The 20,476-nt window shown below is 55.8% G+C and carries 17 protein-coding genes; 8 read left to right on the top strand and 9 right to left on the bottom strand.

From position 1 onward, the window contains the following. Positions 1–4: 4 nt before the first annotated feature. Positions 5–1,360 carry an SrfA family protein gene (locus tag EDF81_RS03290; protein ID WP_123346221.1) on the bottom strand — a complete coding sequence of 452 codons (1,356 nt, stop codon included), beginning with the start codon at positions 1,358–1,360 and terminating at the stop codon, positions 5–7. A 282-nt stretch (positions 1,361–1,642) separates the two neighbouring features. Between EDF81_RS03290 and EDF81_RS03285 the strand changes: the two genes are divergently transcribed. Together EDF81_RS03285 and EDF81_RS03280 are read left to right on the top strand one after the other, a co-directional pair. After that, the gene (locus EDF81_RS03285) at positions 1,643–3,241 is read left to right on the top strand and encodes an ABC transporter substrate-binding protein (RefSeq protein WP_123346219.1); all 1,599 of its coding nucleotides are present in this window, start codon (positions 1,643–1,645) and stop codon (positions 3,239–3,241) included. Between the two features lie 88 nt (positions 3,242–3,329). Beyond that, entirely contained in the window at positions 3,330–3,563 is a 234-nt protein-coding gene (locus EDF81_RS03280; RefSeq protein WP_123346217.1) for a DUF2526 family protein, read from the top strand. A 36-nt stretch (positions 3,564–3,599) separates the two neighbouring features. Here EDF81_RS03280 and EDF81_RS03275 read toward each other — a convergent pair whose 3' ends face one another. The 4 genes from EDF81_RS03275 to EDF81_RS03260 all read right to left on the bottom strand — a co-directional run bounded on the left by EDF81_RS03275 (position 3,600) and on the right by EDF81_RS03260 (position 6,502). Continuing rightward, positions 3,600–4,676: a bifunctional transcriptional activator/DNA repair enzyme AdaA gene (locus tag EDF81_RS03275; protein WP_123346215.1), complete on the bottom strand. Its 1,077-nt coding sequence runs from the start codon at positions 4,674–4,676 to the stop codon at positions 3,600–3,602. Beyond that, positions 4,660–5,436 (bottom strand): isocitrate lyase/phosphoenolpyruvate mutase family protein, encoded by a 777-nt coding sequence (locus EDF81_RS03270; RefSeq protein ID WP_123347659.1) that lies wholly within the window; start codon positions 5,434–5,436, stop codon positions 4,660–4,662. The genes EDF81_RS03275 and EDF81_RS03270 overlap by 17 nt, the downstream gene beginning before the upstream one ends. 101 nt (positions 5,437–5,537) lie before the next feature. Continuing rightward, positions 5,538–5,987 (bottom strand): DMT family transporter, encoded by a 450-nt coding sequence (locus tag EDF81_RS03265; protein ID WP_123346213.1) that lies wholly within the window; start codon positions 5,985–5,987, stop codon positions 5,538–5,540. Beyond that, on the bottom strand, positions 5,987–6,502 hold the full coding sequence (locus EDF81_RS03260) for a GNAT family N-acetyltransferase (protein WP_123346211.1): 516 nt from the start codon (positions 6,500–6,502) through the stop codon (positions 5,987–5,989). Before EDF81_RS03260 ends, EDF81_RS03265 begins: the two co-directional genes overlap by 1 nt. Before the next feature lie 38 nt (positions 6,503–6,540). Here EDF81_RS03260 and EDF81_RS03255 point away from each other — a divergent pair, with 38 nt between their 5' ends. From EDF81_RS03255 to EDF81_RS03240, 4 genes are all read left to right on the top strand, one after another. After that, positions 6,541–7,116, top strand: coding sequence for an XRE family transcriptional regulator (locus tag EDF81_RS03255; RefSeq protein WP_123346209.1), 576 nt, complete (start codon positions 6,541–6,543; stop codon positions 7,114–7,116). Between the two features lie 67 nt (positions 7,117–7,183). Beyond that, positions 7,184–8,227, top strand: a complete 1,044-nt coding sequence (locus EDF81_RS03250) for an NADP-dependent oxidoreductase (RefSeq protein WP_123346207.1) — start codon at positions 7,184–7,186, stop codon at positions 8,225–8,227. Between the two features lie 318 nt (positions 8,228–8,545). Next, entirely contained in the window at positions 8,546–9,205 is a 660-nt protein-coding gene (locus EDF81_RS03245; protein WP_123346205.1) for a GntR family transcriptional regulator, read from the top strand. Between the two features lie 180 nt (positions 9,206–9,385). Further along, positions 9,386–11,314: a methyl-accepting chemotaxis protein gene (locus tag EDF81_RS03240; protein ID WP_123346203.1), complete on the top strand. Its 1,929-nt coding sequence runs from the start codon at positions 9,386–9,388 to the stop codon at positions 11,312–11,314. A 50-nt stretch (positions 11,315–11,364) separates the two neighbouring features. Here the strand turns inward: EDF81_RS03240 and pqqU are convergent, their stop codons facing one another. Continuing rightward, complete coding sequence (gene pqqU, locus EDF81_RS03235; protein ID WP_123346201.1) at positions 11,365–13,467, bottom strand: TonB-dependent receptor PqqU; 2,103 nt, start codon at positions 13,465–13,467, stop codon at positions 11,365–11,367. A 249-nt stretch (positions 13,468–13,716) separates the two neighbouring features. On the opposite strand from pqqU, the gene EDF81_RS03230 reads away from it, so the two are divergent. Continuing rightward, positions 13,717–14,775, top strand: coding sequence for a YncE family protein (locus EDF81_RS03230; RefSeq protein ID WP_123346199.1), 1,059 nt, complete (start codon positions 13,717–13,719; stop codon positions 14,773–14,775). 53 nt (positions 14,776–14,828) lie between these two features. Here the strand turns inward: EDF81_RS03230 and ansP are convergent, their stop codons facing one another. Next, positions 14,829–16,328: an L-asparagine permease gene (gene ansP / locus EDF81_RS03225; protein ID WP_123346197.1), complete on the bottom strand. Its 1,500-nt coding sequence runs from the start codon at positions 16,326–16,328 to the stop codon at positions 14,829–14,831. A 323-nt stretch (positions 16,329–16,651) separates the two neighbouring features. Then, positions 16,652–18,184 carry a methyl-accepting chemotaxis protein gene (locus tag EDF81_RS03220; RefSeq protein ID WP_404851467.1) on the bottom strand — a complete coding sequence of 511 codons (1,533 nt, stop codon included), beginning with the start codon at positions 18,182–18,184 and terminating at the stop codon, positions 16,652–16,654. 311 nt (positions 18,185–18,495) lie between these two features. Here EDF81_RS03220 and EDF81_RS03215 point away from each other — a divergent pair, with 311 nt between their 5' ends. Continuing rightward, entirely contained in the window at positions 18,496–19,032 is a 537-nt protein-coding gene (locus EDF81_RS03215) for an adenylate kinase (RefSeq protein WP_123346193.1), read from the top strand. A gap of 69 nt (positions 19,033–19,101) precedes the next feature. Here the strand turns inward: EDF81_RS03215 and EDF81_RS03210 are convergent, their stop codons facing one another. Further along, positions 19,102–20,412 (bottom strand): MFS transporter, encoded by a 1,311-nt coding sequence (locus tag EDF81_RS03210; RefSeq protein ID WP_123346191.1) that lies wholly within the window; start codon positions 20,410–20,412, stop codon positions 19,102–19,104. Between the last annotated feature and the right edge of the window lie 64 nt (positions 20,413–20,476).

Here is a 20,476-nt window from a genome sequence, read left to right as displayed (position 1 = left end):
AGGATCAGGCACCTGTTTTCTTGAACGTCAGCGGAACGACGGTATTACTGTCGTAGCGGGCGGTACATTCCGCCACATCGTGCGTCCCGGCTTTACAGGTAATTTCCGGCAGCGGGTAGCGCGTTCCGTCGGTGCAGCGGGCGTTGCTGCGGCTCTTAATCATCAGCTCACCGGTTTTGTGCAGGCCGGAATAGAGGTCGGCGCGGCAGGTGACTTTGCTGCTCTGTACCAGGCGGGCGGTGCCTTTATTATTCTGGATCTGATAGCGCAGGGCCGGGGCTTTACCGGTGACGGGATCTTTCACGTCGATAATGACGCGCCAGTCGCCGTTGAGGAAGCGCGTGGTGCCCGCTTTCATTTCATTGGCTTCCATGACCAGCGCATCTTTCGGGATGACGGCGATTTCAACCGGTTCTTCTTTCTTCGGTTCTTCTTTTTTCGGCGGTGCCACAAACTCGGCCTGATGCAGCGGCAGAACGGCCGTTAGCTGCGGCAGCGGAGTGGTATTCGCAACGTCGGCAATCATTTCTTTCACCTCAACCGGAGCCTGAGCGACCGGGGCGGATTCAACTGACGGCGACGAGGTGTTCCACAGCAGCGGAGCGGCTGCGGCTGCCACGACGACAGCGGCAACCGGCAGGCCCCAGAGAGGGAAACGGCGCGTGCGTTTTTCCGGCGTCGGCGTGACGACCGGAGCTGGCTCGACGGAGGGTTCGGCAATGACTTCCGGCTCCGGCTCCGGCGAGGCAGGCGGGGGCGTGGGTTCACTGACCGGTGGGGAGATAAGCGGTTCATCGGGCTGGCTAAGGGTGACCTTCACCGGCTCTTCATCGACGATCTCAGGCTCTTCTTCTTCAATCACGATCGGTTCAGGAATGTCGATCTCACGCAGACAGGCGAGGACATCCTCGCGGGCGCTTTCGTTCAGATTAACGAAGCCCCAGAAGGCGATAACCGGCTTGCCGTCGACCAGGAATACGTGGTTTTCGCCGGGGAACTGCAGGGCTTTGGCCAGCAGGGAACCAAACAGCTGCTGCGCCGTTTTGTCCGACTGGATGCACTTACGGCTCAGAGAAGCGGCGCTATCGAGCGTACTTTCCAGATAGCGCAGGGCGCGAAAACGAGTGTCTTCATCCGCCGCTTTCCACGAGGTGACGTCGCCCGGAATCGGGGCGTACCAGTCCACACGGTCACCCTCATCATTAACCTGAGGGATTGCCAGACAGTCGACAATCGCCTGTTGCTTGCGCAGGCGCAGCGCTTCACGAATTTGCAGTGCCGAATCGAAAACCGCCTGACCACCGCCGCCGACGGCCTGATAGTCATCAAGCTCGCCGCTGCGTAAAAGAGTTTTAGCCACGTTCTTATCCCATAGACTTTTTCACGCTTACACTATAGATACATTTACCTGGAGGTAAACGCTGGAAAAGAGACAAAAAGCACCGAATTCTCTTCGCCTGAAGTCGCGTAATTATGCTTGACTTTTGCGAAAGAACTTAAAGGAAATTAATTCTTTAATCATGGTGGATTTTTCAGCGAAAACAACTGCTTTAGAATAATCTCATAGAGAATGGTTATTTGCGCAAGTGGGTAGCCTGTGCTGAGATCCTTTTTTAATAAAAAACATAAAAGGCCGTTAACTATGTCTTCAAGGAAAACCCTGCTCGCGCTGGCGCTTAGCGCCCTGTTACCCACAGGTGCAGCGCTCGCCGCCAGTAACGATACGCTGATTTATTGCTCTGAAGCGTCACCTGAATCCTTTAACCCGCAAATTGCCAGCTCTGGCCCGTCATTCGTCGCCAGCTCCCAGGTGCTGTATAACCGTCTGGTCAACTTCGATCCGAAAACCAATACGCCGGTGCCGTCGCTGGCGACAAGCTGGACGGTTTCGCCGGATGGCAAAACCTGGACCTTTAGCCTGCGCGAAGGCGTGAAGTTTAACAGCAACAAATTCTTTACCCCGACCCGTGATTTTAACGCCGACGACGTGATCTTCTCCGTGATGCGCCAGAAAGATGCTAATCACCCGTACCACAAGGTGTCGCAGGGCAATTACGAGTACTTTAACGATGTGGGTCTGGACAAGTTGATTAAAGAAGTCAAAAAGCTGGGCGATCATCAGGTCCAGTTTGTGCTGAGCGAGCCTAACGCCGCGTTCCTGGCCGACTGGGGGATGGACTTCTCTTCCATTCTCTCCGCAGAATATGCCGATGCGATGCTGAAAAAAGGCACGCCGGAAAATGTCGATAACTGGCCGATTGGTACCGGTCCTTATGCGCTTCAGCAGTACAAAGTGGATTCCCTGATCCGCTATATCGCCAATCCGAACTACTGGGACGGCGCGGTTCCGACCAAACATCTGATCTTCTCCATTACCCCGAACGTGCAGACCCGTCTGGCAAAACTGCAGACCAACGAGTGCCAGATTATTCCGGCTCCGGCACCGGTACAGTTTGAAGAGATCAAGAAAGACAAAAACCTGACCCTGCATACGGTCGATGCGCTGAACGTCGGCTATCTGGCGTTTAACACCGAGAAAAAACCGTTTGATGAGGTGAAAGTACGCCAGGCCCTGAACTACGCCACCGACAAAAAAGCAATTGTCGATGCGGTATTCCTCGGCTCCGCGACCGTGGCAAAATCGCCGATTCCGCCGAATATGCTGGGCTACAATAAAGATCTCGCCGACTACCCGTATGACGTAGAAAAGGCGAAAGCGCTGCTGAAAGAAGCCGGTCTGGAGAAGGGCTTTGAGGCGACGCTGTGGTCGATGCCGGTTCAGCGCCCGTATAACCCGAACTCGCGCCGTATCGCGGAAATGATCCAGAGCGACTGGGCCAAAGTGGGCGTGAAGGCGAAGATTGTCTCTTGGGAGTGGGGCGAATACCTCTCCGGGATGCGCAAAGGCGAACACGATACCGCGCTGTTCGGCTGGATGTCCGACAACGGCGATCCGGATAACTTTGCTGACGTTCTGCTGGGCTGCAACAGTATCAAATCCGGCTCTAACGCCGCCCGCTGGTGCGACAAGGGCTATAACGACCTGGTTGAGAAAGCGAAACTTGTCAGCGATCCGGCGGAACGCACGAAGCTGTACGGTCAGGCCCAGGAGATCTTCCATCAGCAGGCGCCGTGGATTGCGCTGGCCAACGGTAAAACCTTCTTTGCGACCCGCAGCAACGTCACCGGCTACAGCGTCAGCCTGATGGGGAGCGATTTCTCGAAGGCGAAGCTGAATTAATTCGGCCGATCAATGGATATGCCGCCGCTGCGGCATATCCTCAATATCTGTTACCATAGCGGCATTACAGAACGTTGAGGAACAGACTATGTCACATCTGGAAGAGGTTATTGCCCGCGTAGACGCGGCCATTGAAGAAAGTGTGATTATCCATATGAATGAGCTGCTCGTCGCCCTGAGCGATGACGTAGAGCTCAGCCGTGAAGCGCGCTATGAACAGCAGCAGCGGTTACGCGCGGCGATTTTTCATAAGGATCGTCATCATAAAGAGGAGATGGAAGCGCGACGCGAGCACCTCACCAAAGACGGCACGATCCTCTAATTCTCTTTTCCCTCTCGTTTGGGAGAGGGAAATCCTTCAGGCAACAGATACCGCGACTTCTCCGTGCTGGTCATGTTTTTTTTCATGCGCGATCAGCCATTCTTTACGTGCAATTCCCCCTCCGTAGCCGGTCATTGCGCCATCTTTGCCGATAATGCGGTGGCAGGGGATCACGATTGCCACGCGATTCATACCGTTTGCCGCCGCGACCGCACGCACGGCGGTGGGTTTACCTATCTGCGCTGCCAGCGACTGGTAATGGGTTGTCTGATGATAAGGAACCTCGCGCAGTCCATCCCAGACCTTGCGTTGAAATTCAGTGCCCGGCGTATCGAGCGCGATGCTGAAGCGCTGACGTGTTCCGGCAAAATATTCACCCAGCTCTTTTACCGCCTGGCGGGTATGGTGGTTTTCGCCCGGCATAATCCGCGCCTTTAACAAACGCTGCAGATCGCGGAACTCCGTTTCCAGCATACGACGATCCGTAAACTCCAGGAGGCAAACGCCTCGCTCTGTGGCGCAAACAAACATAGGGCCAATGGGCGTGGTAAAACGATGAATCAGAATCCGGGCGCTCTCTGTGCGCGGCGAGACGCCGGTGACTCTTTTATAGGTGTAGCCAAAACCACTTAATGACTCATAGCCGCTATCAAACGCGACATCGGTCGCGGTACGGCCGCCTTTTAATTCCTGAAAGGCGACGTTAACCCGCTGCATGCGTTGAAAGGCCTGGTAGGTCAGTCCATGGTTTTGCAGGAACCAGCGGCGCACCCGTTCCGGGCTGATATTCCTGCTGCGCAGATCCGCATCGGAGATGCGTGTTTTAGGATTTTCGCGAACAAGCTCAATCGCCTGTTCAATAAAGTCCGGTGCCGTATGCGCATTTTCAGTCGGGCGACAGATTTTACATGGACGAAAACCCGCATCGAGAGCCGATTTAAAGCTGCTATAAAATTCGACATTTTCACGCTTTGGTTTACGCGCACGGCAGACAGAAATACAGAATACGCCCGTCGTTTTGACACCGACATAAAACACGCCCGTATACTCCGACGCCCGCTCCAGCAATGCCTGATACCAGACATCGCACTGATTGCTATCGAGAACTTTCATCGGCAAAAACTCCTGCAAACGACTGCTGCGACTGAATAGCCACCATTAACGCGTTAAGCCGGGACTGAAGGGCCGAATGCACAAAATTACCCATAGAAATGCGATTTACGCCTGATTTTGCCAGCCTGTCAAACGCGGGCAGATCCGGCATACACATGACATTAAGGGGCAGGTCTATCGTTGTGGCAATGGTTGCTATCTCGTGCTCACAGGTCAGGCAGGGAACAAAAAGCCCGTCGGCGGCCGCCTCTTTATATAACTGACCGCGCAGCAACGTCTCCTGTAACGCCTGCTTATGGCCAAGAAGAAACGTATCGGTACGGATGTTAAGAAATATCTGGCTGCCATCCAGGACCAACGCCTCGCGGATCGCCTTTAGCCTGCGGGCAAATTCAACGGCCTCATCAAGTTGCCTGATGCCGTTAACAACGTGGCTATCCTCAAGATTGACACCGACGATGCCCTGTCGGGCGAGGCGCGTGATATTTGCGGCTATTTCACCTGCCGTTCCGCCAAACCCTGCTTCAATATCAACGCTTAGCGGCAGATTACTGACGGCTTTTATCCGGGTAACGATAAACAGCAATTCATCAAATGACATTGCCTCTCCGTCTTCGTAACCCAGCGTTGCGGCAATCGCCGCGCTTGACGTTCCCAGGGCCTGATAGCCCGCCTGGTGAGCCGCAATGGCGCTGCCGGCATCCCAGACATTGGCAATCAGTAGCGGTTTGTTTTGATGATGAAGCGCGGTGAAGTCCATGATTATCTCCTGTTGTAAGGTGCCGGATGACTGTAAAACACCCGGCAAAACGCTCACAACCGAAAACTGGACGACCATTTTTTATCTGCCTGTGGCGATCTTCAGAACTGCCGTCGGGCGACCAGCCAGGCACCAATCACCAGTAGCACCGCGCCGCAGACCGGTCCGATCAGCGCCCGCAGCGGGATCCCCTGGCTGCGCACGACATCCATCACCAGCCCGCCGATTAACTGACTCGCCACCAGCACCGCAATCGTGGTGGCTGCGCCGACATACTGATAGCCACTGATGCTGGCAAAGACAAAGAATGACCCCAGCAGGCCAGGGATCAGCGTCCACCATTTAACGCTGTCCGCCAGCTCACGAAACCCACCAAAGCCGTGTTTGAATAACAGGATGCTGACAAACAGCACAATCCCCACCAGGGAGTTAAGCAGCATGGCAATCAGGATGGTCGATGAGGATTGCGTGATGCGCACCATCAGCGTGTTCTGCACCACAAGGCCAATACCGGCAGCCACCAGGAAGGTGAGGGTCAGAGAGCTGTTCATCAGATGGCGTCCGGATCGTGACGATCGTCGAGCTGGAGCTGCATAAAGGTTAGATCCAGCCAGCGGCCAAATTTGGTGCCGACCTGCGGCATCTGCGCGACGATCACAAAGCCCAGCTGGTGGTGCAGATGCAGGGAGGCAAGATTCTGTGATTCAATCCCGGCTACCATGACGTGTTTGCCGATGCGTCGGGCTTCCTCAATCAGCTGGCTCAGCAGGGCGCGGCCCAGACCTTTGCCCTGATGCTCAGGATGGACATAGACGGAATGCTCAACCGTATGACGGAAACCGTCAAAGGCGCGCCAGTCGCCGAAGGAGGCGTAGCCGGTGACCTGACCATTTTCTTCACTGACCAGTACGGGAAACCCCGCCTGCTGGCGTGCCGCAAACCAGGCAAGGCGATTCTCGACATCAACGATTTTATCGTTCCAGATGGCGGCGGTATTGACGACGGCGTGGTTGTAGATTTCGGCAATCGCCGCGCAATCCTCTTTTTGGGCGAAACGAAGGGTCATGGTTGAACTCCGCAGTTTGTTCACTATAGTATTACGATATGAATACTATTGAAGACAATATAAATCAACGGATCGGCGTAAGAATTCGTCTTGAGCGCGAGTCACGCGGCTGGTCTCTCAGCGATCTGGCGGAGCGGGCAGGCGTCTCGCGGGCGATGATCCACAAAATCGAACGCGGGGAGAGCAGCCCGACGGCAATGCTGCTTGGCCGTCTTTCCGGGGCGTTCGGAATCAGCATGTCGACGCTGATCGCCCGGGCAGAGATGCAGGAGGGCAAGCTGCTGCGCCTCGCCGATCAGCCGGTCTGGCACGATCCGCAAAGTCACTATCTCCGTCGTCACGTTTCCCCGCGCAGCGATCTGCCCATCGACCTGGTGCAGATTGAACTGCCAGCGGGCAGCGATATTCCCATGCCCGCGTCTTCCTACGCGCTGGCCCGGCAGCTGATCTGGCTGCAGCGGGGCGAGCTGGTGTTTGTCGAGGGCGAAACGAGACACGCGATGCAGGCCGGAGATTGTCTGGAGCTGGGGCCGCCCAACGACTGCCGTTTTGTGAATGAGAGCAGCGAAAGCTGTACGTATCTTATTGTGCGGCTTAATCATTCTGGCAATTAATGGCAAAGCAACTTTACCCATCCGCCGCTACTCTTTATCGTTACTACGCTGATAACAGGAGAATACGATGAGCCAACAATCACAACGTAATCGCCGCTGGGTGCTGGCGTCGCGCCCGCACGGGGCACCGGTAGCCGAGAATTTCCGCCTGGAGGAGACGTCGGTCGATGCCCCCGGCGACGGTCAGGTTTTACTGCGCAACGTTTATCTGTCGCTCGACCCCTATATGCGTGGCCGCATGAGCGATGCGCCGTCCTACTCGCCGCCGGTAGAGATCGGGGCAGTGATGGTCGGCGGAACCGTCAGTCGGGTGGTGGAATCACGCCATCCGGATTACCAGAAAGGCGACTGGGTGCTGAGCTACAGCGGCTGGCAGGATTATGCTGTAAGCGGCACTGAAGGGCTGGTGAAACTGGGTGATAACCCGGCTCACCCGTCCTGGGCGCTGGGGATCCTGGGTATGCCGGGCTTTACCGCCTATATGGGGCTGCTGGATATCGGCCAGCCGAAAGCCGGTGAAACCCTGGTGGTCGCGGCGGCAACCGGTCCGGTTGGGGCTACGGTAGGTCAAATTGGCAAACTGTACGGCTGTCGCGTTGTTGGCGTGGCCGGTGGCAGCGAGAAGTGCCGCCATGCGGTTGAGGTTCTGGGGTTTGACGCCTGCCTCGATCACCATGCGGATGATTTTGCAGAGCAGCTGGCCCAGGCCTGCCCGAAAGGTATTGATGTGTATTATGAGAACGTGGGCGGCAAGGTCTTTGACGCGGTGCTCCCGCTGCTGAATACTTCAGCGCGTATTCCGCTCTGTGGCCTGGTCAGCGGCTATAACGCCACCGAACTGCCGCCGGGACCGGATCGTCTGCCGCTGCTGATGGGCACGCTGCTGAAAAAACGCATCCGCATGCAGGGCTTTATCATCGCCCAGGACTACGGTCATCGTATCGATGAGTTCCAGCAGGCGATGACGCGCTGGGTAGAGGAGGGTAAAATCCACTATCGCGAACAGGTCACCGAAGGGCTGGAAAACGCACCGGAGGCTTTTTTTGGTCTGCTGACCGGCAAAAATTTCGGCAAGGCCGTGGTGCGGATAGGCGAAGAAGAACAGCAGTAACAACGCGTTGGGCCGCATTATGCGGCCCTTTTACTACGGCAGTCGCGCCAGATTTCCGGTGAGAAATGCAAAGATATTAAAAGCAGCATATATTTTTCGTGCAATTTTCGTAAAAACAGCTTTAATTGTTTAGACAGCACCCGACAGCCCAATGTAGCTATCGGTATATATAATTAATACAAATAATTTACGCCCGTTATTAGTCTTGCTTGTTTTTTCCAACACCAGATAAAGATTAGATATATCAACCGGACAAGGTTTTTCTGAACCTGTATCCGGCTGGTATGACGTTCATTACTATGGTGACAGGAATAACATATGCTGGATCTGGAAAAAGCACAGCGCATGAGTCTAACCATGCAGGTTGAAGTGAGTCTGAAAAGTGCCCTGATTGTGGGAGCGCTCCGTCCCGGGGCCAGGCTTATAACCAAAGAAATTGCCGATCAGCTGGGGACAAGCATCACCCCGGTACGTGAAGCGCTACTGCGGCTGGTCTCGTCCGGCGCGCTAAACGCCACGCCAGCGCAGGCTTTTCTGGTCCCCGAAATGACCCTCGAACGCTATCAGGAGATCACCCAGCTACGTAAGCAACTGGAGGGGATGGCGGTGTCGGCGGCATCCAGCCAGATGACGCCGGAAAAGGTTGAAGAACTCCGTGCGCTTTCAGATGCATTTCGTGAAGCAATAATGTCGGGAAACGTCGAACAGGCGCTGTTAGCCAACCGAAAATTTCGCTTTAAGATCTATGAATATGCGGAAATGCCGACGTTAATAAATCTGATCGAGCAATTATGGGTGCGTATTGGCCCGTGCTGCAGCTATCTTTATCCCGAGAACGGAAATATCCCCACCGAACATCCTGGCTACGACGATTTAATCGAAGCACTGGCTCGTGGCGATGAACTGGCCAGCCTGCAGGAAATTTGCAAAGCCATTGATACCGGCGCCAACGTATTGCAAAAACAATATTTTTCTTAAGCTTAGCCAACCCTTACCAGAAAGGCGTGAAATGTGTGACCTGGCTCCCGTATTGTGGGCGCCAGGGGCCCATTTTCACTGATAAGACCTGCCTGACTCTGGACTGTGGCAAAACCCTGCCGATAACAAGTGTTAGCGTTAACAAAACTGCTAACGATGTTTGTCTGCAAGGAGTCCAGGATGTCCGGTATTAGCCAACGATTACGTAATATAAAAATTAGTAAAAAACTCGCAGTAGGATTCGGTCTGGTGCTGTTGCTGGTTGCGGTTGCAACCACCATGAGCGTCATGCGCTTTAAAGAGATCCGCGACGTTTACGAAAAAACTAACCTTATCTATAACATCAACATTGAAGTCTTCCAGGCCAAGATCAACCGACTGAAGTATTTCTACAACGGCGACGACAAATCCGGCCAGGTGATGGCGGACTATGTGCGCAGCGCATCTAAATACGCCGAAAGCGCCCAGGCACTGACGTGGACGGCGCAGGAAAAAGGGCATATCGACGCCATTGCGGGTCATCTACAGGATTTCCAGACCAGCGTTAGCGGAATGCAAACGGCGATGGCCGGGATGCTCACCACGCGTAAAACGCTGGATTCCCTCGCCACTGAAGATCAAACCGCCCGCTACACCGCGATTATTCGCGCCCCGGTCATGGATAACAGCGTCAGCTGGCAGGTCTATGACCAGCTGTTTGCGATCGGCAGCCTGCGCGATCGCGTGCTGGCGTTGCGTATCAGCGGCAGCACCGAAGCGCGTGACGCGCTGGACCAGCAGTATACGACGGTGCAGGGCGGCGTTCAGTCCCTGATGCCGCAGCTGCCTTCTGATGCCCAGACCCAGCTCCAGACCCTGTGGGACGATACGGTCAAATTCCGCGAGGCGAGCACCGCCTACGTGACCGCCGTTCAAAATCTGAAAGGGGCTGAGGACAAAGTTAAAGTCGCCGGGGATAAGAGCAGCGCCTCGATCAAAGAGATCATTACCCTGGTTAAAGCGCATAACGATGAGCTGGCCTATAGCTCTGCAACCATCACAACCGTGGTTGGGGTGATTGCGATCCTGATTGGGATCATCGTCTCCTGGTGGGTGACCCGTCAGATTACCCGTCCGGTCAAAGAGAACCTGCAGCTGGCCGAGCGTATTGCCAGCGGCGATCTGAGCGCGGATATCAAATCCCGCAGCGAAGATGAGTTCGGTCAGTTGACCGGCGCGATGGGCGTGATGAACGACAAGCTGCGCTCAATGATTGGCGAAGTTCGTCAGAGTGTGGCGCGGGTTTCCCAGGCCGCGTCTGAAATTGCCGACGGCAATAACGATCTCTCCTCGCGTACCGAGCAGCAGGCGGCAGCGGTGGTTGAAACCGCTGCCAGCATGGAAGAGCTGACGGCGACGGTGAAAAACAACGCCGATAACGCCCGTCATGCCAGCAAGCTGGCGGCGGAAGCCTCCAATACGGCAAGCCAGGGCGGCACCGTCATGCGCGACATGGTCTCCACCATGGGTCAGATCAACACCAGCTCGCAGAAAATCGCTGATATCACGGCGGTGATCAATAGCATCGCGTTCCAGACCAATATCCTCGCGCTGAACGCCGCGGTCGAAGCCGCGCGTGCCGGTGAACAAGGGCGTGGTTTTGCGGTGGTGGCCAGCGAAGTGCGCAGTCTCTCGCAGCGCAGCTCCCAGGCAGCGAAAGATATTGAAGGGCTGATCTCCGAGTCCGTTAGCCGCATTAATGCGGGTAGCGATCTGGTGGCCCGTGCCGGGCAGACGATGGAGCAGGTGGTGCAGTCCGTCACCCGCGTAAACGATATTATGGGTGAGATCTCCTCGGCCTCCGAAGAGCAGAGCCGGGGTATTGAGCAGATCGCCCGTGCGGTATCCGAACTCGACAGCACGACGCAGCAGAACTCCTCTCTGGTCAGCGCTTCGTCCCTGGCGGCGGGTTCTCTGGAAGAGCAGGCGCGTCTGCTGGAAGAGCTGGTTGCCGCGTTCCGTCTGCAGCAAAATGCCGCAGCGCCGGTGGCCCGTGCACCGACCCTGCGTCCGCAGGCCGCTGCACCGCGTGCTCCGTCTGATTCAGACGACGGCTGGACGACGTTCTAATCACGAAGAAGCCATAACAACGGCGGGCCATCTGGCCCGCTTTTTTTTGCTTAATTAAACGTCCAGGCCAGGGACAGCCCGACGCCATAGTTACGTCCCGGTGCCGCTTCGTAGTAACGTTTGTTGGATTCATTAACGATAAGCGACCCGACATAGTCCCGATCAAACAGGTTATCCACTCGCCCGTAGACATCCATCAGCCAGTTGCCATATTGCAGCTTATAGCCGGTATTCAGGCCCGCCACGGTATACGAAGGCGCTTTGGCCGTGTTGGTATCGTTGGCCTCAATATCGCTCATATAGCGCAGGTTGGCCCCAGCGTACCAGCCTTCTTCCGGCTGCCAGCCAAAGGAGGCAAAGCCCATATTGCGGGCGATCCCGGGCATGCGGTTACCCTCGCAGCTGCTACTGCCGCAGGCGTTGCTGCGGTAGGTGGCATCAAGCCAGGTCCAGGCCATCTTCAGACGCCAGTTTTCCGCGAACTGCTGATCCAGCGACAGTTCCGCACCCTGACGTCGCGTTTTCCCGGCGTTTTTATAGGTTGTGCGCCCGCCGCTGCTGCTGTCGGCCACGATCTCATTTTCCGTATCGGTCTGGAACAGCGCCGCCGTCAGCAGGCCGTTGCCAATACGAGCTTTGCTGCCGATTTCAATCGTATCGCTGGTTGAGGGTTTCAGGTCGAAATTAAGTCCGCTCTGGCCGCCTGAACGGTAGGAGAGCTCGTTGATGGTGGGCGTTTCGAAACCGCGACCCGCCGCCGCATAGATATTCCAGCCGTCGTTGATGGCGTAGTTAAGCGAGCCTGCCGGCAGCCATTTGTGGTAGCTGGCCTCGCCGCTGTCGTCACCGTTGCCGGTGGTGATATAGCGGTCGTCAGAATCAAACCAGACGTTGCTGAAGCGGAGCCCGGCATCCAGCGACAGGCGGTCGGTGAGCTGCCAGTGGCTTTGCAAATAAGGATCCAGGTTCCACATCAGATTACGTTCGTTCCGGCGCAGATTACCCTTATTGCCAAACGCAGGAACGCTGCCGTTCATCACAAAGTTCTCATAGCCTTTGCGCTTCTCCTGCATGGTTTCGTAGCTCAGACCGCTGGTAAAGGTCACCGGGACCAGCAGCTCGCCGCGGTGGGTCCAGCGGGTATCGATACCCTGATACTGGCGGTTAAGGACAATCACGCCGCCGGCATGCGTGGCATTAAGCTGCGGATCGCGCGGGATAGACTGATACTGGGTGGTTTCTCGCTGCCCGGCATACATCATCACGCTCAGATCGTCCTGGGCACCGAGCTGGCGTTCATAGCGCAGCCCGGCCTGGGTCTGGGTCAGGGTTTTACGGGTATTGTATTGATCGCCGCGTGGCGACTGGCGCGGGTTGGCCTTCCACTCCGCATGGCTCAGCCCGCCCGGATCGTCAGCATTAATATCGACGCTGTTAAGCATTAACGAGAGTTTACTGACGTCGTCAATCCGCACGCCCAGCCGCGCATTGGCAAGATTTTTCCGTGCGCTGCTGTGGTCCCGATAGCCGTGGGTGGTAAAGCGGTTTGTCGATATCGTGTAATCGACATCGCCGGGCTGATTACCGTCGCCGGTCGCGCCGCTGGCTTTTACGCCGTAGCGCCAGCTGCCAAAGCTGCCGTAATCCGTACTGGCCTGCAGCGTATTGGGCTGCTGGCCTTTTTGAGTGATCACGTTCACCACGCCGCCGGAGGCGTTACCGTAGAGGGCAGAGAAGGGGCCGCGCAGGACTTCGACGCGATCAATACTGCCGATATCGATATTGGACGTCTGGCCCTGGCCATCGGGCATCGTCGCGGGAATACCGTCAACGTAGAGACGCAGGCCGCGAACGCCGAAGGTCGAGCGGGCACCAAAGCCGCGCATCGACAGCTGAAGATCCTGGGCATAGTTCTGCCGGTTCTGGATCTGCAGACCCGGCACGCTATTCAGCGATTCGGAAAGATTGACCTGCTGCGTGGCCTGGCGCATCTCATCGCCGTTCACCACGCTCACCGCCGCCGGAGTGTCGAGTTCTGAAAGGGCCTGAGGCGTGGCGCTGACGATCAGCGTCTGCTCTTCGGCGTGGGCTGCCAGGACGGTGGCAGCAAGGGGCAACAGCAGGGCTGCGCGTCGGATAGCGATAATATTCATAACAGGAAAGCCCGGTTAGCGAGGGGAAACTGCGCAACATGTTAATGCGATTGTAAATTATATGAAAACAATAACCGCACGTTCGGTTAATCGATGGAGGGAGAAACGACGCAGAGGGGAATAAAGGCTCCACATTGTGATGAATAATGATTACTATTCGCATCAACAACAATCAGGTAAAGCGATGACTTCGCCTGACTTACGCCATGTGAGGCCGTAATCAATCTGTTCATAAAAAAGGGAATCGTTATGTCATTACGTCAGCTTTCCACCTTCCGTCTGCGCAGCTCTCTTCTGTTAGGTTCGTTGCTGCTGGCCGGTACTTTCAGCGCTACAGCGGCAGAACAGCTGCGTCAGCCCATCGCCAAAGGCGTCTATGAAATGGCCTTCAGCCAGCAGGAGAATGCGCTGTGGGTGGCAACGACCCAGAGCCGTCAAACCGATAAAGGCGGGGTGGTTTACCGTCTGGACCCGACCACTCTGGAAGTGACGCAGGCTATCCACAACGATATCAAGCCTTACGGTGCCGCGATTGATACCCGCACGCAAACCCTGTGGTTCGGCAACAGCACCGACGGAATGGTCACCGCTATCGATGCCAAAACGGGTGATGTAAAAGGCCGTGTGGTGCTGGATGCCCGTAAGCGTACCGAAACCGAGCGCCCCCTGCAGCCGCGCCAGGTGCTGGTGGATGAGACCAGCGGGACGGTGTATATCACCGGCCTCGGTAAAGAGAGTGTGATCTGGGCCGTGGATGCCGAAAAAATGGCGCTGAAAAATACCATTACCGGCACCGGAACCTACAGCACCGCGCTGGCGCTGGATGCTGACGCCAAACGCCTGTACAGCGGCAATGCCGACGGCGAACTGGTCACCATCGATACCGCAACGCAGAAAGTGATCAGCCGTAAAAAACTGCTCGACGACGGTAAAGAGCACTTCTTTATTAACCTGAGCCTGGACACGGCCGGTCATCGCGCCTTTGTTGCCGATTCGAAAGAGAAAGCGCTGCTGGTCGTGGATCTCCGTGACGGTAAGGTCCTGGAATCCATCGCCGTGCCGGAAGCCCTGGCCGTCCTGTTCAACCCGGCGCGCAATGAAGTCTATGTGACGCATCGTCAGGCGGGTCAGGTTAGCGTGATCGACACGAAAACCTACAAGGTTATAAAAACCTTTGATACGCCTACCCATCCGAACAGCCTGACGCTCTCCGCCGACGGTAAGACATTGTACGTCAGCGTTAAGCAGGCCGGAACGCGCCAGCAGCCAGCCACCCAGCCGGACGATATCATTCGTATCGCGCTGTAAAAAAAACGGGGAAGGCAGTGCCTTCCCCGTTCTCTTACTGCTTAAGCGTTGCGTTAGCGCGAGGTCTCTTCAACCAGCGTTACGTTCTGCTCTTCATTATCCTTATGGTCCGGCGCGGTACGGCTGATTTCCAGCACGCGTTTACGCACGCCAAACCAGCCGATAATCAGCAGCAGGCCAATCAGCGGAATAGAGCCAATGGTCCAGGTCCCGTTCGGGTAGTCAAAGGCCATCAGCACCACCACGCTTAACAGGAACAGCAGCGTCAGCCAGGAGGTGAACGGCGCGCCCGGCAGCTTAAAGCTGACGTCGGCGGCTTTGCCTTCTTTAATCGCTTTACGCAGACGCAGCTGGCAGACCACGATAAACGCCCAGGAAGCTATGATGCCCAGCGAAGCGAAGTTCAGCACGATCTCAAAGACGCGGGACGGCACCAGATAGTTGAGGAACACGCCGACGACGTACACGCCCAGGGTCGCCAGAATACCGGCGTAAGGCACCTGCTGACGGCTCATTTTCGACATAAACTGCGGCGCAGAACCGCCCATCGACATAGAGCGCAGAATACGCCCGGTGCAGTAGAGGCCGGAGTTAAGACTGGAGAGCGCGGCGGTCAGTACCACGACATTCATCACGTCGCTGACGTAAGGCACGCCGAGCTTCGCGAAGAAGGTCACAAACGGACTCTGGCCAGCCTGATAGGCATTCCACGGCAGCAGCATTACCAGCAGTACCACGGAGCCGACGTAGAACAGGCCAATACGCCAGATCACGCTGTTAATCGCTTTCGGCACGGTTTTTTCCGGGTCTTTACACTCGCCGGCCGCGGTACCGACCAGTTCAATAGAGGCAAAGGCGAAAACCACGCCCTGAACCAGCACCAGCGCGGGCAGCAGGCCGTGCGGGAAGAAGCCGCCGTTATCGGAGATCAGATGGAAGCCGGTCGCGCCGCCGTCCAGCGGTTTACCGGTGCCGAGGAAGATGGTCCCGACAACCAGGAAGGCCACGATAGCCAGCACTTTTACCAGCGCAAACCAGAACTCCATTTCGGCGAACCACTTTACGCCGATCATGTTCATGGTGCCGACAATGGCCAGCGCGCCAAGGGCAAATACCCACTGAGGGACATCACCAAATGCGCCCCAGTAGTGCATATAGAGCGCAACGGCGGTGATATCGACAATACCGGTCATCGCCCAGTTAATGAAGTACATCCAGCCAGCCACATAGGCGGCTTTTTCACCGAGAAACTCGCGGGCATAGGAAACAAAGCTGCCGCTGGAAGGGCGGTGGAGGACCAGTTCGCCCAGCGCACGCAGAATAAAGAAGGAGAAAATACCGCAAACCAGATAGACAATGGCCAGAGAGGGACCGGCCATCTGCAGTCGTGCACCCGCGCCAAGGAACAGTCCGGTACCGATTGCGCCGCCGATAGCGATCATCTGGATCTGACGGTTGCCCATCGCTTTGTGGTATCCCTCCTCATGGGAGTTCAGCCACCGACGCTTCGCAGCATGCTGCTCCGTCGCGCTGCTGTTGCTATTATTTTTCATCGAATTTCCTGTTTAACCTGTCTGAATCGTTTCTGTTTTTTTTATCACGCCGCCGGGCGTCCCAAACGATTGCGCGGACGGCGCGTGGCTCTGTCTTTTCAGGCTTGTCGTGTGCCTGAATAAGACAAAACATGGCGCAGCATCCTACCCGCAAACCGGGGTCTACGCAAAACATACCAGTGCTAAAATGGATCGAAATCGAATTATTTTGCGGCGAAGCACAGGACGGATTTGTCCGGAAGAAAAGGGCGGTAGCGCCACGGGTGACGGTGTCACTTATTCTGCGGAAATTTGCCGCCCGTGCGGCAAATTCCCCGTGATAGTTACCCGAAGACCTGGATCGCCTGCTGCAGACGGCGGGTGCGGCGGGTCAGGTCGTCGGCGGCTTCGGTAACGTGCTCCACCATGCCGCTGTTATTCTGTGTTTTCACGCCGATGCGGGAAATGCTGTCGTTGATCAGCGCCAGGGCCTGGGTTTGCTCTTGGGTGGCATGACCCATCTCTTTGATCATCGTCGACATCTGCATCACGTTATCAATCATTGTGGTCAGATGGCTTTCGGTCTGCTCCACCATATCAACGCCGGTATTAACGTTGGCGACGTTATGCTCGATCAGCACTTTGATCTCTTTCGCCGCCGAGGCGGAGTGCTGCGCCAGGTGGCGAACCTCCTGGGCAACAACGGCGAAACCGCGACCCGATTCACCGGCCCGGGCGGCTTCCACGGCGGCATTCAGGGCCAGGATATTGGTCTGGAAAGCGATGCTGTCGATAACGGCGATAATATCGACAATCTTGCCGTTATCGCGGGAGATGGACTGCATGGTGCCGAGGGTCTGTTTCATCACGTCGCCGCCGCGTGCCGCATCGACACTGGTGGTGTCGGCCATCTGCATGGCTTTGAGGGCGGTGGCCGCCGTTTGCTCAACGGCGCTGGCAATCTCTTCTACTGCAGCCGCCGTCTGCTGCAATTCCGCAGAGGTTTCATCGGAGCGCACGCGCAGATCGCTGCCTTCTTTGGAGACTTTCTGGCTGATATTGCGGATACCCTGAATCTGGGTACTGACGTCATCCACCAGCGAATGCAGATTCAGGCCCGACTGGTTAACCAGGCGCATCATCAGGCCAATCTCATCGACCCGGTCGAAATGGTAGTAATCGGTGCGTCGGCCGGAAACCACGCGTTGCATCTGCTCAACGATTTTCTTCAGCGGCTGAGAGATTTGTGATTTAAGCCAGGCGCTGAGGACAAAAAACAGCACCGGCGTTCCCGCCGCTTTGAACATAATATCAACGGGAGCGGCCAGCAGTGCGGACATAATAATCGCCCCGCCAATCATCGCCAGATCGACACGGCGGGAAACGTTTAGCCATTTAAACATCGAAAGAAAAGAGAATATCCCACGGCGGACTAATACGCCTTTATAAAAGCGGAAGCCGCCCATTCCTTTATTATTAACCTGCTGATAGAGGCTATCGCTATTTTCCACTTCGCTACGGTGCGGGACATTTCTGACTGAAATATAGCCCGTAAGGGTGTCGTTGTGGTATACCGGCGTCACGTTAGCGCGGACCCAGTAGTGGTCACCGTTTTCCCGGCGGTTCTTCACCAGCCCTGTCCAGCTGTCGCCCTGCTTGATGGTGTACCACATATCGCCAAAGGCTTCCGGCGGCATATCCGGGTGGCGGATAACGTTGTGCGGTTCGCCCATCAGGTGGCTTTCTTCATACCCGCTGGCATCAATAAAGGCCGAGTTTGCGTAAGTAATATGGCTATGAATATCCGTTGTCGACATTAGCGTGGCGTCTTCGTTAAGCAGATATTCTTTTTGTGTAACATCAGTGTTACGCATGATAATAACCCCGGGATAAAGTGTATAAACGCAGTAAAACATACCTGCAGAAAGTCTGAGGTAGTGCTAAGCGGTTGCTTCTTTTTATTCGGACGCTGCATTCTCTACTAATTGAGGATCTTCTGAAAGGCATTTCAAATGAAATTTATAAATAAATCAATTGGCATTACTTGTAATTAATTTGCAAATAAACAGGGGGAAAGGAATACTGTCCGGCAGCAATCCTTGCCTTAACGAAAATCACCAGAGATATATCATGCATGCGTGACTATCAAGGATGTGGATTTAATCACCTGATAACATAAGGGTTAACAATGAAAGTGAACGTGGTTGGCACCAGCGGGTCGGGGAAATCCACCTTCGCCCGCCGACTGTCACAGGCGATGTCGGTCCCCTATATTGAGATGGATACGCTCTACTGGCGCGAAAACTGGCAGGGTTGCAGCGATGACGAGATGTCCACACGCCTGGCGACGGCGCTGGCGGCAAGCGATGGCTGGGTGCTCGACGGCAACTATAATCGTACTCGCCCTATTAAGTGGCAGGATGTCGATATCATTATCTGGGTTGACAGCAGTTTCTGGCGAACCCTGTGGCAGTCGCTCTCACGGGCAGTCAATCGGGCGTGGACGCAAAAGGAGCTGTGGCCCGGCACCGGTAATCGGGAGAGCTTTTGCCGCTCTTTCTTTAGCCGACAGTCGATTATCTGGTGGATGCTGAAAACCTGGCGCAGCAACCGGCGGCGCTATCTGGCGGATATAGTGAACCCGGCGTACGCGCATATTCGCTTTGTGCGTCTGCGCTCAAAGCGTGAGGCTGACGCGCTGATTGCGGAACTGACGATAACGTAAAAGAGGCGATCCCCTCCGGAGTACAGCCAGAGGGAACCGCAGGGCGAAAGGCTCGCCAGTTGCCAGTTATCAGACCGTTGCCGGTCTCAGGGTAATGCGATCCAGTGGACCGACAATAAACAGGTAGGAGATCAGGCCGATGACGCCCATCGAGCCGACATACAGAATGGCGTAATCAAACGAGCCGGTTGCGGAGAGGATCACCCCGATCACCAGCGGCGTGACGATACTGGCCAGGTTGCCGCACATATTGAAGACGCCACCCGCAATGCCGAGTACCTCTTTCGGCGAAGTGTCGCTCAACACGCACCAGCCCAGATTGCCGAAACCTTTGGCAAAGAACGCCATGCTCATGGCAGCAATCACCACCACCTCAGAAGAGGTGTAGTTGGCGACCACGATAATGCAGGAGAGCAGCATGCCGCAGATCACCGGCAGCTTGCGCGCCACGGTCAGGCTGTAGCCGCGTTTGAGCAGGGCATCAGAGACCACGCCGCCCAGCAGGCCGCCGAGGAAACCGGCAATGGCCGGGATACTCGCCACAAATCCCACCTTCAGGATCGACATCCCTTTTGCCTGGTACAGATAGGTCGGAAACCAGGTCAGGAAGAACCAGGTGATGGACGTCACGCAGAACTGGCCAATATAGACGCCGATCATCATCCGGTTAACGCAGACGCCTTTTATCTGGTTCAGGGTCAGGCGGGGCTGATTTTTCTTACTGCCCAGCTCCGGCTCGCCGCCACCGTCGCGAATATAGTCCAGCTCCTGCTGGTTAACGGCAGGGTGCTGCAGTGGATCGCGGATTTTGCGCAGCCAGAACAGGCCCAGTACCACGCCAGTGGCACCGATATAATAGAAGACGTAGTGCCAGCTTAAATTGTGCAAAATAATGGTCATCAGCGGTGTAATAATACCCAGCGAAATATACTGCGCTGCCTGATACACCGCCGTGACAAAGCCGCGCTCCTGGTTGGGAAACCACTGTACGCTCAGACGGCTATTGGCCGGGAAGGCCGGGGCTTCAATGGCGCCCATCAGCAGACGCAGAATAATCAGCACCACCAGCGGGCTGGTATAGAGATAGATGGTGCCCTGCAGCATGGTGACCAGCGACCAGCCAATCAACGCGCAGCCGTAAACCAGCCGTGAACCAAATTTGTCCAGCAGCCAGCCGCCAGGGATCTGCATAATCACATAGGCAATACCGAAGGCGGAGAAAGCGAAACCCAGATCCTGCGGATCAAAACCTAACTCTTTACTCATCATTGGGGCGACGACCGAAAGGGTTGCCCGGTCGGCGTAATTAAAAACGGTGGCCAGAAATAAGAACAAAAGGATGCCGTAACGCACGCGGGTGCGCTGAATTATTGTATTCATCGTTCAATCCATGATGTTGATGTAGGGGAAGAGCAAAAGGGCGGGGATGATCCCCGCCGGATTT

It is taken from the genome of Enterobacter sp. BIGb0383 (assembly GCF_003751845.1).
Taxonomy (GTDB): Bacteria; Pseudomonadota; Gammaproteobacteria; order Enterobacterales; family Enterobacteriaceae; genus BIGb0383.
The sequence above is the reverse complement of the archived record's forward strand: the minus strand, read 5'-3'. Positions and strand labels throughout refer to the sequence as shown.